This is a genomic window from Sphingomonas sp. PAMC 26621, from assembly GCF_000251145.1.
Lineage (GTDB): Bacteria > Pseudomonadota > Alphaproteobacteria > Sphingomonadales > Sphingomonadaceae > Sphingomonas.
This window is the reverse complement of sequence record NZ_AIDW01000023.1, coordinates 122,434-136,963: the sequence shown is the minus strand read 5'-3', so window position 1 is coordinate 136,963 and position 14,530 is coordinate 122,434. Positions and strand designations below refer to the sequence as shown.

Below are 14,530 nucleotides of genomic sequence, written 5' to 3'. Positions count from 1 at the left end.
GTGCGGCTCCTGCTCGACGAGAACGTGCACCGCACCGTCGTGACGCGGTTACGGGAAGCCGGGTTCGAGCTGGAATGGATCAGCGAGACGTCACCCGGGGCGCTGGACCCCGAAATCCTTGCTCGGTCGGATATCGCTCAGTTCATCCTGATCACCAACGACGGCGACTTCGGCGACCTGATCTTCAATCACGGACTGCCGGCCCCGAAGACCATTCTCTACACGCGGCTACCGCATCGTGCCGCAGAGCAAACCGTTACTTGCCTGATCGCCCTGCTTGAAGCGGGCGTGCCGGCGGGCCAAATGATTACCCTGACGAAGAACGGGGAGCGGACGAAGCCGTTTCCCTCTGGAGCACACCATGGCTGACTATGATTTCGACGTTCTGATCATCGGTGCCGGACCCGGCGGCTATGTCGCGGCGATCCGCGCGGCACAGCTCGGGCTGCGCACGGCGTGCGTCGAGAGCCGCGAGACGCTTGGCGGCACGTGCCTCAACGTCGGCTGCATCCCTTCCAAGGCGATGCTCCACGCGTCCGAATTTTATAACGACGCGAAGAACGGCATGATGGCCAAGCTCGGCGTCAAGATGGACAACGTCTCGCTCGACCTTGAGACGATGCACGAACAGCGCCGCGATGCGGTCAAGCAGCTGACCGCGGGCGTCGCCTTCCTGTTCAAGAAGAACAAGGTCGAATGGCTCAAGGGCCAGGCAAGCTTCACGGGCACGGATACCGTCGAAGTCGCGGGCAAGACCTACCGCGCCAAGAACATCGTCATTGCGACCGGTTCGTCGGTCACCCCACTGCCGGGCGTGACGGTCGACCAGAAGGTCGTCGTCGATTCGACCGGCGCGCTCGAGCTGGCGAAGGTGCCAGAGCATATGGTCGTCATCGGTGGCGGCGTGATTGGACTCGAGCTCGGCTCGGTGTGGAAGCGGCTTGGCGCACGCGTCACCTGCGTCGAATATCTCGACCAGATCCTCCCCGGCTTCGATGGCGAGATCCGCAAGGAATCGAACAAGATCTTCAAGAAGCAGGGGATCGAGTTCAAGTTGTCGACCAAGGTCACCGGCGTGACCGTCGAAGGCGACAAGGCGACGATCACGGTCGAGCCTGCTGCCGGTGGTGCGCCTGAGACGATCGAGGCGGATACCGTGCTCGTGTCGATCGGGCGACGTCCGAACACCGATGGCCTCAACCTCTCGGCGGCGGGTTTGTCGACCAACGCGCGCGGGCAGGTCGAGACCGATCATCGCTTCCAGACGTCGGTCCCTGGCATCTGGGCAATCGGCGACGTCGTCCCCGGCCTGATGCTTGCGCACAAGGCCGAGGATGAGGGCATTGCGGTGGCCGAGAACATCGGTGGCCTGACCGGCATCGTCAATCACGACGTGATCCCGCTGGTTGTCTACACCTGGCCCGAGATCGCGGGCGTCGGCCTGACCGAGGAAGCCGCGCGCGAGAAGGTCGCCGAGGTCAAGGTCGGCAAGTTCCCGATGGCCGCCAACAGCCGCGCCAAGACCAACCACGAGCCCGACGGCTTCGTGAAGGTGATCGCGGATGCCAAGACCGATCGTGTCCTCGGCGTGTGGGCCATCGCCAGCGTCGGCGGCACGATGATCGCGGAAGCGTGTGTCGCGATGGAATTCGGCGCGACCAGCGAGGACATTGCCTACACCTGCCACGCGCATCCGACTCATGCCGAGGCGATGAAGGAAGCCGCGATGGCGGTTCGCGGCAAGGCGATCCACGTCTGAGTTCCCGGCGTTCGGGGCAGGTCATGCACGATGACCTGCCCCGATCCGGAGGCGGAACGATTCTCCGTACCGCCGGTTTTCCCGTCCGTGCCGACTTTGGGCATGAGTAACGGGGATTAACCGATGAAGAAGACGATGTTCGTTGCGCTGGCTGCGCTCGCGCTCCCGCTTGCGGCCTGTGGTGGCAACGGTGACGGCAAGCTTGCCAAGCAGGTTGAGAAGGCCGGCGACAACCGCGCCGATGCGATGGAAGCGCAGGCCGAGAACCTTCAGGCCGCGGCCAAGGCCGAGCGCAAGACTGCCGACGAGCGCGCCGACGCGATCCGCGCGGCAGACGTCAACGCGCAGGCGATGACCCCCGAACAGCGCGGCGAAGTCGTCGCCAACGAAGCAGCAGCGGTTCGTTGATGGGCAGACGCGCGGGAACACGTCCCCGCGCGTCCCCTCCCTCTATTGCCCCGAGACGGTTTCGCCCCCCGGTAAATGTGCGTAAAATCCAGCCATGTGTAACGAAGCAGCCCGCCGGATCGCGCTTGACCTGATGCGGGATGATTTCACCGCGTTGCGCATCCCGCTGCGTTTCCCGGAGAGTCTCCCCAACCTCGCGAGTATCGACAGCTTCCGCATCACCGACACGACCTTTATCGTGCGCTTGAGCCGTAGCGCCGCCGACAAAGAATTTTCCGCGGAAGGCGTCATGCGCCGCTGGAGCTGGCCCGGACCCTCCGGCAAACCGGTCTATAATTATCGCTCCGACAGTCGCGATTTTCGCAACAGTGCCGCGCAGGGACGCTGCCTGATCGCGGCGGACGCCTTTTATGAATTCACCGCGCCCGCCGATCCGCGGCATAAGAAAAAGGACAAATGGTCTTTCCGTAAGACGGGCGAGGCGTGGTTCGGCATCGCCGGACTGTGGCGCGAACATCCCGCGGTTGGGGAGGCCTTCACCATGCTGACCTGCCCGCCCGGACCCGATATCGCACCGTACCACGACCGCCAGATCGTGATCGTCGAGCGGCGGGACTGGGCGGGCTGGCTGTCGGGAGAAACGCCCGCGTCGGACGTCTGCGTCCCGCTGCCCGCAGGATCGCTGACGGTCGAGCCCGTGCTGCGATAAGTATCGCGCACCGTAACCCTGGGCACCTGCTCGCGCAGCAGCCCGGTAGCGCTTCTCGGCAGCGATGATCGAGGGAGGCCCTGCACGGGCCGGCCAATTCGATCCTAGCCGCGCCGCACCGCACGCACCATATGGCACAAGTGCCTCAACCTGCGTCGTCTCTTCCCACCGTCCTGACCGACTGGTTCGCCACCAAGGGCTGGGCACCGCGACGCCACCAGCTGGACATGCTCGACGTCGCGCGCGCTGGGGCGCACGGGTTGCTCGTCGCCACCACGGGTGCGGGCAAGACGCTCGCCGGCTTCCTGCCGACGCTCACCGAACTGATCGAAACGCCTGCCGAAGGGCTGCACACCCTCTACGTCTCGCCGCTCAAGGCGCTAGCGGTCGATATCCAGCGCAATCTGCTTGCCCCGGTCGAGGAAATGGGGCTCGATATCCGGATCGAGACGCGGACCGGCGACACGCCCAGCGACCGCAAGGCGCGCCAGCGGATCCGCCCGCCGCAGATCCTGCTGACCACGCCCGAATCGCTCAGTCTGCTGCTTAGCTACCCCGACGCCGCGACGATGTTCGCGGGATTGCGCACGATCGTCGTCGACGAGGTCCACGCCTTCGCGACCGGCAAGCGCGGCGACCTGCTTTCGCTCGGCATGGCGCGGCTCCAGACGATTTCGCCCGGGCTCCGTCGGGTCGCGTTGTCGGCGACCGTCGCTGACCCCGATGGCTATCGCGCGTGGCTCGCACCCGATGGCGATATCGATACGGTCCGGCTCGTGAGGGGCGATCCCGGCGCGCCGCCGAACATCGCGATCTTGTTGCCCGAGGGTCGCATTCCCTGGTCGGGGCATTCGGGGCGCTATGCCGCCGAACAGGTGATCGCCGAGATCGAGACGCACAAGACCACGATCGTCTTCTGCAACACCCGCGCGCTCGCCGAGCTGATCTTCCAGGATCTGTGGAAGGCCAATGCGATGAACCTGCCGCTGGGCGTCCATCACGGATCGCTCAGCCTCGAGGCGCGGCGCAAGGTCGAGGGCGCGATGGCGGCGGGCAAGTTGCGCGGGCTGGTCGCGACCGCCAGCCTTGATCTCGGCGTCGACTGGGGTGACGTCGACTGCGTGATCCAGATGGGCGCACCCAAGGGATCGTCGCGGTTGCTCCAGCGGATCGGGCGGTCGAACCACCGGCTCGATGAATCGTCCGAGGCGATCGTCGTCCCCGGCAATCGGTTCGAATATCTCGAGGCACGCGCCGCGCTCGATGCGGTCGAGGCGGGCGAACTGGACGAGGACGTCTTTCGCATGGGGGCGCTCGACGTGCTGGCGCAGCATGTCATGGCGTGCGCCTGTGCGGCACCCTTCGATCAGGCGCGGCTGCTCGACGAGATCCGCTCGGCCTTGCCCTATTCCGCGCTGACCGAGGAGACCTTCATCCAGGTCCTCAGCTTCATTCGCGATGGCGGCTATGCGCTTCAGGCGTACGACAAGTTCAAGCGGTTGACGCAGGACGCTGACGGGACGTGGCGGATCACCCACCCCAGGTTTATTGCGCAACATCGGCTCAATGCGGGGATCATCGTCGAGGCGACGATGCTCAGCGTCCGCTTCAAGAACGGGAGGACGCTCGGCCGGGTCGAGGAAGCGTTCGCCGCGACGATGAGCCCGGGCGACACCTTCTTCTTCGCAGGGATGAGCCTCGAGGTCGAGCGGATCGACACCGAGGACCTTGTCGTGCGGGCAACCGCAAGGCCGGCACGGATCCCGAGCTATGGCGGATCCCGGATGCCGTTATCGACCAATCTCGCCAATCGGGTTCGCGGGTTTCTGGCGGAACCGTCCGAATGGTCGCGGTTCCCCGATGATGTGCGCGAATGGCTCGAGGTCCAGCAGCTTCGCTCGACGCTGCCCCGCCCCGGCCAGTTGCTGGTCGAGACCTTCCCGCGGGAGGGACGGCATTACATGGTCGCCTACAGCTTCGAGGGCTGGAACGCGCACCAGTCGCTCGGGATGCTCGTCACACGACGGATGGAGACGCAGGGATTGCGGCCGATCGGCTTCGTCTCGAACGACTATGCGCTGGCGTGTTTCGGGCTCGACCCGATCACCGATCCCGCCGCGTTGTTCTCCCCCGATATTCTCGAGGACGAGTTCGTCGAATGGGTGCAGCAATCCGCCCTCCTCAAGCGCGCGTTCCGCGAAGTCGCGGTGATCGGGGGGCTGGTCGAGCGCCAGATCCCGGGGAAGCGCAAGACCGGGCGGCAGGTGACCTTCTCGACCGACCTGATCTACGACGTGCTCCGCAAATATGAGCCCGCGCATATTCTGCTGCAGGCGGCGTGGGCGGATGCGCGCGCGCGGATGACCGACGTCGGGCGGCTCGCCAGCCTGCTCGACCGGGCGGCGGAGACGATGCTGCATGTCGACCTTCCGCGCATATCGCCGCTGGCGGTCCCGGTATTGACGCTGATCGGACGCGAGAAAGTCGCGCAGGGCATGTCCGACGACGCGCTGCTGGCGGAGGCGGAGGTGCTCGCGGCGGAGGCAATGCGGCTCGATTAGGCACGCTTGTTGGTGCGGGGGAACAGGCGTACCGTGATGATCATGCACCCGGCCCTGTTCCTGGCGGTTTCCGTGTTCTCGATGGGCGAACCGGGACAGGCTGTGCTGCAGCCGCCAGTGCAGCAGACGCCAATGCAGCAGACCGCGCAGCAAGATCCGCCGCCATCGCCGCAGGACGAGCTCGCCTTCGCGACCGACGAGACCCGCATGACCGTTCCGGTGACGATCGGCGGTGCAGGTCCCTATCGTTTCATCGTCGACACCGGATCGGAACGAACCGTCGTGTCCCGCGAAGTTGCCACGACGCTAAGCCTCACGCCGGGGCCGATGGTCCGGGTGACCGCGATGGCGGGCACGGTGCCGGTGCCGACCGTGGCGGTCCCGCAGATCGTGGTCGGGACGCCCCGGGCGGGCGCATCCCTCACCGCGACACGGATCGAAGCGCCCGTATTGTTCGCGCATAATCTTGGTGCGGCCGGTCTCGTCGGCATCGATACTTTGCAAGGCAAGGCCGTCGAGATCGATTTTGCACGGGACGTGATGACGGTCTTCCCCGCAACGCGGCGGACCCGACGTGAGACGTTCGGGCCGGACGATATCGTGATTCGCGCGAAGAACGTTCTCGGTCAGCTCGTCGTTACCGATGCGGTCTACGATGGGCGGCGGATCCGGGTCGTCATCGATACCGGCTCGGTCGTCAGCATGGGCAATATCGCGCTGCAGCGACTGGTCGGACGCAGTAGCGGATCATTGATCGCAGTCCGTCTGCTGAGCGTGACCGGTGCCATGCTCGACGCGCAATATGGGATCGTCACGGGGGTTCATGTCGGCGAGATCGGCCTTGCCAATCTGCCGATCGCCTTTTCCGACGCTGCGCCATTCCGGCGGCTCGGGCTGGCGGACCGTCCCGCCTTGCTGCTCGGGATGGACGCGCTGCGGTTGTTCGGGCGAGTGCGGATCGACTTTGCCAATCGCGAGCTGCATCTGGCGCGGCCGAGGGCCGCGGCGGTGCCGGGAATCCCCTGAACGGTCGAGCAAGACCCCGGGGTGACAGGAGGAAGGGAAGGGGCCCACACAGCCGTTGCGTTCCCCCAATACCGCGCTAGCCTCTGCCGCATAACAAATGGGGGGCACCATGCGCGCGATTACTCTGGCAATCCTACTCGGCACGACGGCAACGGGGGCCGGTCTCACACCCGCGGCAGCGCAGGACCGGCCCGATCAGAAGGCGTTCTTCGAGGTCTACAAGGAACTGGTGGAGACCAACACCACCTTGTCTTCGGGAAGTTGCACGCAGGCTGCGGCGCAGATCGGCGCCCGGTTGAAGGCGGCGGGCTATGCCGATGCCGACCTCACCTATTTCTCGGTGCCGGACCATCCCAAGGAAGGCGGCCTCGTCGCGATCCTGAAAGGCAGCAACCCGCGCGCCAAGCCAATGCTGTTGATGGCGCATATCGACGTGGTCGAGGCCAAGCGCGAGGACTGGACGCGTGACCCGTTCAAGCTGGTCGAGGACGGCGGCTATTATTACGCGCGCGGCAGCACCGACGACAAGGCGCAGGCGGCGATCTGGTCGGACGCGATGATCCGGTTCAAGACCGGCGGCTATCACCCCAAGCGCACGATCAAGCTCGCGCTGACGTGCGGCGAGGAAACCACCTTCGCTTTCAACGGTGCCGAGTGGCTCGCCAAGAACAAGCCCGAGCTGATCGCGGCCGAGTTCGCGCTCAACGAAGGCGGCGGCGGGCTGCTGACCGAGGAAGGCGAGCGCAAGACGCTGTTCCTCCAGGTCGGCGAGAAGGCCGCGCAGAACTTCACGTTGCTCGCGACCAACCCCGGCGGACACAGCTCGCAGCCGACCCCCGACAATGCGATCTATCAGCTGTCGGATGCGTTGAAGGCGGTGCAGGGGTATGAATTCCCGATCCGATTTACCGACACGACGCGCGCGTTCTTCGCCGGGAACGCCGCAGCGCAGCCTGGGCCAACGGGCGACGCGATCAAGCGGCTGATCGCCGATCCGTCGGATGCCGCGGCGAATGCGGTGGTCAGCGCGAACAAGACCTATCATTCGATGCTCCGCACCACTTGTGTCGCGACGCTGTTGAATGCGGGCCATGCCGAGAATGCCTTGCCGCAGCGCGCGACCGCCAACGTCAATTGCCGGATCTTCCCGGGCGAGACGGTCGACGCCACGCTCGCCAAATTGAAAGAACTTGCCGGGCCCAAGGTGACGGTCACCGCGAACCAGCCGGTCCGCCCGACCGCGGTGCCGCCGACGCTCGATCCCAAGATCCTCAACCCGGCCAAGGCGGTCGCGGCGAAGCATTTCCCCGGCACCGCGATCCTGCCGCTGATGTCGACCGGCGCGACCGACGGGATCTTCTTCGAGGCGATCGGGATCCCGGTTTACGGCGTCCCCGGGCTGTTCATCGGTTCGGACATCAACCGCGCGCACGGGCTGAACGAGCGGATGAACGTCAAGTCGCTGTATGACGGGCGGGATTACCTGTTCGACGTGGTCAAGGCGTATGCGGGCTGATCAGAGCCCCGCGATGTCGAGCGCGGCAGCGAGTTCGTCGCTGATGCCGGCGTTCTGTTTCGGCGAGAGGCGGTTCAGCACGGTCTGGACCCGCTTCTGCGCGACCTGCAGCGTCTTGTGGCGGACTTCGCGGATCTGGTTGGTCCGCCACGACTTGCTCTCGCCGAGTACGGCCGCCCATTTCGCTTCTTCCGCCGACAGGATTGCGAGTGCGAGCCGCAAGCCATCGCGTCGACCGCGGTCGTAATCGTCGGACATGCGCGTCTCCTAGCGAGCGGAGCTGGTCGTGACCGACCGGCGGGTGTCCTGCGCTTATGGTGCCGCGGCTGCGCGGTCAAAGGCGACTATGTCTGATCGCTATGGATCGACGTCGAATCCCGCCGGGTGGGCCCGATGGTGGGGTGACCCGGGACGGTGGTTGAGACAATGTCAGACCGGGGAGCGCACCGACACCAAGCCGGAGGCCTTTCGACCGGCGGCTTGGCGTCGACGCGGAAGCGCAGTGCTACGCTAACGTCATCCGGGTATTGCGGCGACGGGTTCGCATCGCGGCACCCGTCATCCCGAAGCCCGCGATCATCATCGCCCAGGTTGCAGCTTCGGGTACCGCAGCGGCGACAACCGCACTCGATGAAGCCGAGCCGAAGGCGGAGATGGTTCCGTTGCCGTTGATGCGGTACACGTCAGCCGACACCCCATCCTGATGGAAGAATGCGATGTTCGATGCGGCCCCCGCATTGAACCGCACACCGCTGCCATCCAGGAAGGTCGGACCCGTCGTGAAGTAATAATATGTCGGGTTACCTGGCGCATCGAACAGGCCGCTGATCGCAACGTCGTTGATCATGCCGGATATGCCGGTGATCGCCAGGGCGGTCTGCCCATCGCGCTGAACTGCGGTGTCGGAGGTGTTGAAGATGCCGCGAACCGTCTGGGCGGGGCCGCCGAACAGCGTGCTTGTCGTATCGAAGCTAAAATTGAATTGGGCTGCAGACGCCTGGGTGGACGACAATGCCGCGATCGCTGCCGTTAACGCGAATACCGTTTTCATGACTCAACTCTCCCTGTTGAAACCGGCCTTTGCGCAGGTTTCTTCGGGAGTTACGTTAAACATGCGTGAAAGGTTGCGGAGACATTAACCAAACCGCAGGATTACCAAAACGTTGATCATTCGCTGTAGAGATTGGCTCACCATGTTCGGAATAGAGTCGATCGCAGAGTGCATAGTATGTCGGATATTCCGCTTCGGTCACTGCTAAACTCGCGGTACCTCTGTGACACCGCAAGGCCCCGGGTTACGGGACTTGCCTTTCCGGAGGGTTTGACGAGCCGCGGAGATCGGAAAGCGGATCTCGGGCTTTTCAGGGCAGGCGGGCATCAATAGCCGCGCACCAGCGCCGTTCCCCAGCACCGTGCAGACTGAAAGCGCGTATCGCACGACTGTGCCCTAAACTGCCGCATCCAGCGCGCAGCCGGATCGCCTCAGACCGTGACCTGTTCGCCCAGTTCCAGCACCTTGCCCGGCGGGATCTTGAGGAAGTCGGTCGGGTCGCTGGCGTTGCGCTGGAGGAACATGAAGATCCGGTCCTGCCACAGCGGCATGCCCTGGTCCGCCGCCGGTTTGATCGTGTTGCGACCGATGAAATAGCTCGTCTTGGCGGGGTTGAGCGTCTTCTTGTGCGACGTCGCTTCCAGACCGAGATCGCGCGGGACGTCGGGTGATTCCATGAAGCCATAGTGCAGCACGACGATCGTGAAATTCGGATCGACCTGACGGATCTCCGCACGCTCCTCGGGCGCGACCGAGGGGCGATCGGCGGTGCGGATGCTGACGATCAGGTTCTTCTCGTGCAGCACCTTATTGTGCTTGAGATTGTGGAGCAGCGCGCCCGGCGCGCTGTCGGGGTTGGCGGTGAGGAAGACCGCGGTTCCCTCGACCCGCTCGGGCGGGCGCTTGGCGAGTGCGGCGGCGAGGTCGGTCAGGGGCACGCTCTGGCGTGCCTCGAACGCCCGGACGATCCCGCGTCCGCGGTTCCAGGTGTAGATTACCAGCCCGATCCCCCCCGCGACCACCAGCGGCACCCAGCCGCCCTCGATCACGCGCAGGATGTTCGCCCCGAAGAAGATCAGGTCGAGCGTCAGGAACGGCAAGATGACCGCGAGCGCGACCGGCCGGCTCCAGCTCCAGCGATGCCGCACGACGATGTACGCGAGCAGCGTCGTCACGACCATCGTGCCGGTCACCGCGATCCCGTAGGCCGCCGCCATCGCGGACGAGGTACGGAACTGGACGACGAGCACCAGCACGCCGAACAGCAGCAGCCAGTTGATCGACGGAAGGTAGATCTGCCCCGCCTGCGTCGCCGATGTCTGGCGGATCCGGAGCCGCGGCAGCAGCCCGAGCTGGATCGCCTGCTGCGTCAGTGAATAGGCCCCGGTGATCACCGCCTGGCTCGCGATCACGGTCGCCGCCATCGCCAGCACGATCAGCCACGGCCGCAGGCCGGCGGGGGCCATGAGAAAGAACCAGTCCTGATTATGGAACGGCTGCCCGGCGGCCTTCGCGGCTTCCAGCGCGTTGAGCGCGAACGCGCCTTGGCCCAGGTAATTGCAGATCAGGCAGGGGAAAACGAGCGCGAACCAGCCGATCCGGATCGGGAGGCGACCGAAATGCCCCATGTCCGCGGTCAATGCTTCCGCGCCCGTCACGGTCAGAAAGACTGCGCCGAGCACGAACAGGCCCGTCACGCCGTGATCGAGCAGGAAGAACGCACCGTAATGCGGCGAGATGACGCGCAGGATCGAAGGTTCGTCGGCGATATGCCACAGCCCCAGCGCGCCGAGCACGAGGAACCACACGAGGCAGACCGGCCCGAACAACCGCGAGACGCTGGCGGTGCCGCGGCTCTGAATCGCGAACAAGGCAATCAGGATGACGATCGTCATCGACAGGATCACCTGCTCACTGATGACCGTTTCCATCCCCGGGATCGTCTTGAGCCCCTCGACCGCGGACAGCACGGATAGCGCTGGCGTGATGATCGCATCACCGTAGAACAACGATGCGCCCGCCGACCCCAGCACCAAGGCGATCAGCGAACGTTTGCCGAGCGCACGCCGTGCGAGAGCGGTCAGTGCCAGCACGCCGCCTTCGCCCTGATTGTCCATCCGCATCAGGAAGATGACGTATTTGACCGTCACGACGAGGATCAGCGACCAGATCGCAAGACTCAGCACGCCGAGGATCTCGCCCGGGTCGAGCCCGTCCTTGCCGGTAAGCTCGAGCGCTTCGCGAAACGCGTAGAGCGGGCTGGTGCCGATATCGCCGAAAACGACCCCGATCGCGCCGATCGTCAGCGCGAACAACGCCGGATGCGGCGTCGTGCCATGGGGGTTTGCGGCCGTGGTGGTGGCGGTTGCAACGGACATGATAATAAGGCGACCTGCCAATAAGGACGGCGCGCTTTACGCTTGTGGTCCCTCAGCGCAAGCGCTTTCGTGAACGTTGCATGAAGCGTAACCTTAAGTCATAGCGACGGACATGGTTCCCTTTTCGTTCGCCAATCATGATTTGCTAGCACTCCGTAGCGGCGCGCTGTTCTGGCCGCGGCGCGGGGCAGTGCTGGTGGCGGACCTGCACTTCGAAAAGGCGAGCTGGTTTGCGCAGCGGGGGCAGATGCTCCCGCCGTATGATTCGCTCGTCACCCTCGAGGCGCTCGAAGACGTCGTCGCGGCGACGGGTGCCACGGAAATCTGGTGCCTGGGCGACAGCTATCACGACGACGAAGGGTGCGATCGCTTGCCTGCGGAGGCGCAATCCCGGCTCCGCGCGCTGACCGGTGCGACGCGGTGGACCTGGATCACGGGGAACCATGATAGCGGGATGGTCGACCGGTGTGGTGGGGCGGTGGTCGACGAGGCGGTGGTCGACGGACTGGTGCTGCGGCACGAAGCCGATCCGACCGATGCGCGGCCCGAGCTAAGCGGTCACTTCCATCCCAAGTTGCGGCTCCGCGTGCGCGGGCAGAACGTCTCGCGACGGTGCTTCGTGGCAACGCCGACCAAGCTCATCCTCCCGGCGTTCGGTGCGCTGACCGGGGGGCTGGACGCGCAGCACCCCGAGATCGTCCGCGCGGTGGGCAAGGGCGCCGAGGCGCTGATCCCGATCGAGGACCGGTTGTTGCGGTTCCGGCTGGCGGCTTAGGGAAGGCTGCTCCTGATTACCTTCCCCGGCGAAGGCCGGGGCCCAGACGAAATGGCCGAGGTAACCGAGCGCAGCGTTAAATATTCGGCTGGTTGGCTCCTGGGCCCCGGCTTGCGCCTGGGAAGCGGCAAATGGGCGGTACGTTCCCTCCCTCAGCTCGCCAGTTGCGGGAACCCGGCGCGAAACGCTGCCACCTTCGGCTTGTCGAACGTCACGATGTACGGATGGTTCGGGTTCCGGTCGTAGAAGTTCTGGTGATACGCCTCAGCGGGGAAGAACGCGCCGGTCTCGATCTTGGTGACGATCGGCTTGGGGAATACGCGCGCCTTGCCGAGCTGCGCGATATAGGCCGCCGCAACGCCCCGTTGCGCGGCGTTCTGCGGGAAGATCGCCGAACGATAGCTGATCCCGCTGTCGGGGCCCTGCCGGTTCAACTCCGTCGGATTGTGCGCTATCGAGAAATAGACGCGAAGCAGCGTCGCGTAACTGACCTTGGCCGGATCGTAGACCACGCGGATCGCCTCGGCATGGCGGGTCGTCTCGGTCGAGACCTGATCGTAGGTCGCGGTGTCGCGCGTCCCACCGGCATAGCCGGCGGTGACCTGGCGCACGCCCTTCACATGCTCGAACACAGCTTCCATGCCCCAGAAGCAACCGCCTGCGAAAACGACGGTCTGCGGCCCGGATACGCCGGTCACGTCGGCTGCGGCAGCGGGGATGGGGACGGCACGTTCGGCTTGCGCCGCGCCGCCGGCAAAAACGAAGGCGGCTGCGCCGACGCAGGCAGCAGTGATGAGAACGGGCTTGAGCATCGCAAGAAACCTTTTCTGTAGCAGTCCGCTATCCGCCGGTGGTGCCGGCGAAGTTACGGATCTGCCGTAAAAAGGATGTCGGGACGGCTCAGTGCCGCTTCAAGCCGCGGACGCGGTGCCAGATATAAAAGGCAATGGCCGCGATCAGAACCACGCCGATGACGAGATCCGCGCTGTGGAACGCCGCCTTGATCCGCGGATCGCTGTTCCACTTGTCGCCGAGCGTCATGCCGACCCAGGCAAGCCCGAAGCACCACGGCCACGAGCCGAGGAACGTGTAGAGGTGGAAGGGGATCAGCGGCATCCGCGCGACACCCGCCGGAAACGCGATGAACGAGCGGACCACCGGGAGCAGGCGTCCGATCAGCACCGCGATGCTCCCGAACCGCGCGAAGAAGCGATCTGCGGTGTCGAGTTCGCCCGGACCGATCAACAGGTAACGGCCCCAGCGTTCGGCGAGCGGGCGCCCGCCGCGCTTGCCGATCTCATACGCGACGATCGATCCGACGTTGCACCCGATCGCGCCCGCGGTCGCCGCCCAGAACAGGTTGAACCGTCCGACCGAGACCAGGTAGCCCGCAAACGGCATGATGATCTCGGACGGAAGCGGGATGCACGCCGATTCGATCGCCATCAATATGGCGATGCCGACATAGCCGCCGCTGGAAATGACCCAGATGGTGAAGGTGGCGAGTGTTGCCAGGATCTTTTCGAACATGGGGCCGCGCTTTGCCCTGTGCCGCGGCACGGGGCCAGCGGAAATATGGCGTAGGCGGGAAGACGGGGTTCCCGGCGGCGGTCGGGGTGCTAAGGCAGCGGCCATGAACGAGTCGGACAAACGCGCCGCTGCGCTCGCCGCGATCGAGGAAGTCCGCCCCGGAATGGTCGTCGGGCTGGGGACGGGGTCGACCGCCGCGTTCGCGATCGCCGCGCTCGGGGAACGCCGGCTCGATATCCGCGCGGTCGCAACCAGCCTGGCGAGCGCGGCGCTGGCCCGCGCGGCGGGGATCGCGCTGATCGACTTGCCTGCCCACATCGACCTGACCATTGACGGCGCGGATGAGATCGATTCGCGGTTCCGCGCGATCAAGGGAGCAGGCGGCGCGATGCTGCGCGAGAAGGTCGTGGCGAGCGCCAGCGCCCGGATGATCGTGATCGCGGATTCGTCCAAGTGCGTGGACGCCATCGGCGTCGCGGCGATCCCGGTCGAGGTCCTCCCCTTCGGGCAGGCATTTGTCGCGGCGCGACTTGCGGCACTCGGCGGCACGGTGACCCCGCGCGCCGGGTTCGTTTCGGATCAGGGAAACGCGATCCTCGATTGCCGCTTTCCGCCCGGCGTGGATCACGCCCGGCTCGCCGCGCAGATCGCGCAGATCCCGGGCGCGCTCGGCCACGGCCTGTTTCTCTCCGAAGTCTCTGCCAGCTATATCGCCGAAAATGGCGTCGTTACGCGACTGGAACGCAAACGCGCGGCGGATTAAAGCCCACCCATTCCGGCAACCCGACCGACGCGCAAGCGTTCAGGGCGCAACAAC

General features: G+C 65.3%; 14 protein-coding genes. 9 read left to right on the top strand and 5 right to left on the bottom strand.

Going from position 1 to position 14,530, the window contains the following annotated elements; translation table 11 throughout:
• From RI03_RS22285 to RI03_RS13890, 7 genes are all read left to right on the top strand, one after another.
• A complete protein-coding gene (locus tag RI03_RS22285) occupies positions 1–369 on the top strand; it encodes a DUF5615 family PIN-like protein (RefSeq protein ID WP_010218017.1) in 369 nt (122 codons plus the stop codon).
• A complete protein-coding gene (gene lpdA, locus RI03_RS13915) occupies positions 362–1,759 on the top strand; it encodes a dihydrolipoyl dehydrogenase (protein WP_010218016.1) in 1,398 nt (465 codons plus the stop codon). The genes RI03_RS22285 and lpdA overlap by 8 nt, the downstream gene beginning before the upstream one ends.
• 123 nt (positions 1,760–1,882) lie before the next feature.
• On the top strand, positions 1,883–2,167 hold the full coding sequence (locus RI03_RS13910) for a hypothetical protein (RefSeq protein ID WP_010160539.1): 285 nt from the start codon (positions 1,883–1,885) through the stop codon (positions 2,165–2,167).
• Positions 2,168–2,261: 94 nt separating this feature from the next.
• Entirely contained in the window at positions 2,262–2,876 is a 615-nt protein-coding gene (locus RI03_RS13905; protein WP_010218015.1) for an SOS response-associated peptidase family protein, read from the top strand.
• A gap of 131 nt (positions 2,877–3,007) precedes the next feature.
• Positions 3,008–5,437 (top strand): ligase-associated DNA damage response DEXH box helicase, encoded by a 2,430-nt coding sequence (locus RI03_RS13900; protein ID WP_026046729.1) that lies wholly within the window; start codon positions 3,008–3,010, stop codon positions 5,435–5,437.
• Positions 5,438–5,473: 36 nt separating this feature from the next.
• Positions 5,474–6,463, top strand: coding sequence for a retropepsin-like aspartic protease (locus RI03_RS13895; RefSeq protein WP_010218013.1), 990 nt, complete (start codon positions 5,474–5,476; stop codon positions 6,461–6,463).
• 109 nt (positions 6,464–6,572) lie between these two features.
• A complete protein-coding gene (locus tag RI03_RS13890; protein ID WP_010218012.1) occupies positions 6,573–7,979 on the top strand; it encodes a M20/M25/M40 family metallo-hydrolase in 1,407 nt (468 codons plus the stop codon).
• Here RI03_RS13890 and RI03_RS13885 read toward each other — a convergent pair whose 3' ends face one another.
• From RI03_RS13885 to RI03_RS13875, 3 genes are all read right to left on the bottom strand, one after another.
• Complete coding sequence (locus RI03_RS13885) at positions 7,980–8,237, bottom strand: hypothetical protein (RefSeq protein ID WP_010218011.1); 258 nt, start codon at positions 8,235–8,237, stop codon at positions 7,980–7,982.
• Between the two features lie 247 nt (positions 8,238–8,484).
• The gene (locus RI03_RS13880) at positions 8,485–9,030 is read right to left on the bottom strand and encodes a PEP-CTERM domain protein (RefSeq protein ID WP_010160532.1); all 546 of its coding nucleotides are present in this window, start codon (positions 9,028–9,030) and stop codon (positions 8,485–8,487) included.
• Positions 9,031–9,461: 431 nt separating this feature from the next.
• Positions 9,462–11,408 (bottom strand): potassium transporter Kup, encoded by a 1,947-nt coding sequence (locus RI03_RS13875; protein ID WP_010218010.1) that lies wholly within the window; start codon positions 11,406–11,408, stop codon positions 9,462–9,464.
• A 112-nt stretch (positions 11,409–11,520) separates the two neighbouring features.
• Between RI03_RS13875 and pdeM the strand changes: the two genes are divergently transcribed.
• On the top strand, positions 11,521–12,183 hold the full coding sequence (pdeM, locus tag RI03_RS13870) for a ligase-associated DNA damage response endonuclease PdeM (RefSeq protein WP_010218009.1): 663 nt from the start codon (positions 11,521–11,523) through the stop codon (positions 12,181–12,183).
• 152 nt (positions 12,184–12,335) lie between these two features.
• Here pdeM and msrA read toward each other — a convergent pair whose 3' ends face one another.
• Positions 12,336–12,995 (bottom strand): peptide-methionine (S)-S-oxide reductase MsrA, encoded by a 660-nt coding sequence (gene msrA, locus RI03_RS13865; RefSeq protein ID WP_010218008.1) that lies wholly within the window; start codon positions 12,993–12,995, stop codon positions 12,336–12,338.
• A gap of 88 nt (positions 12,996–13,083) precedes the next feature.
• Positions 13,084–13,713, bottom strand: a complete 630-nt coding sequence (locus tag RI03_RS13860; RefSeq protein ID WP_010160528.1) for a DedA family protein — start codon at positions 13,711–13,713, stop codon at positions 13,084–13,086.
• Positions 13,714–13,816: 103 nt separating this feature from the next.
• Between RI03_RS13860 and rpiA the strand changes: the two genes are divergently transcribed.
• Positions 13,817–14,476 (top strand): ribose-5-phosphate isomerase RpiA, encoded by a 660-nt coding sequence (gene rpiA, locus RI03_RS13855; RefSeq protein ID WP_010218007.1) that lies wholly within the window; start codon positions 13,817–13,819, stop codon positions 14,474–14,476.
• Positions 14,477–14,530: the final 54 nt, after the last annotated feature.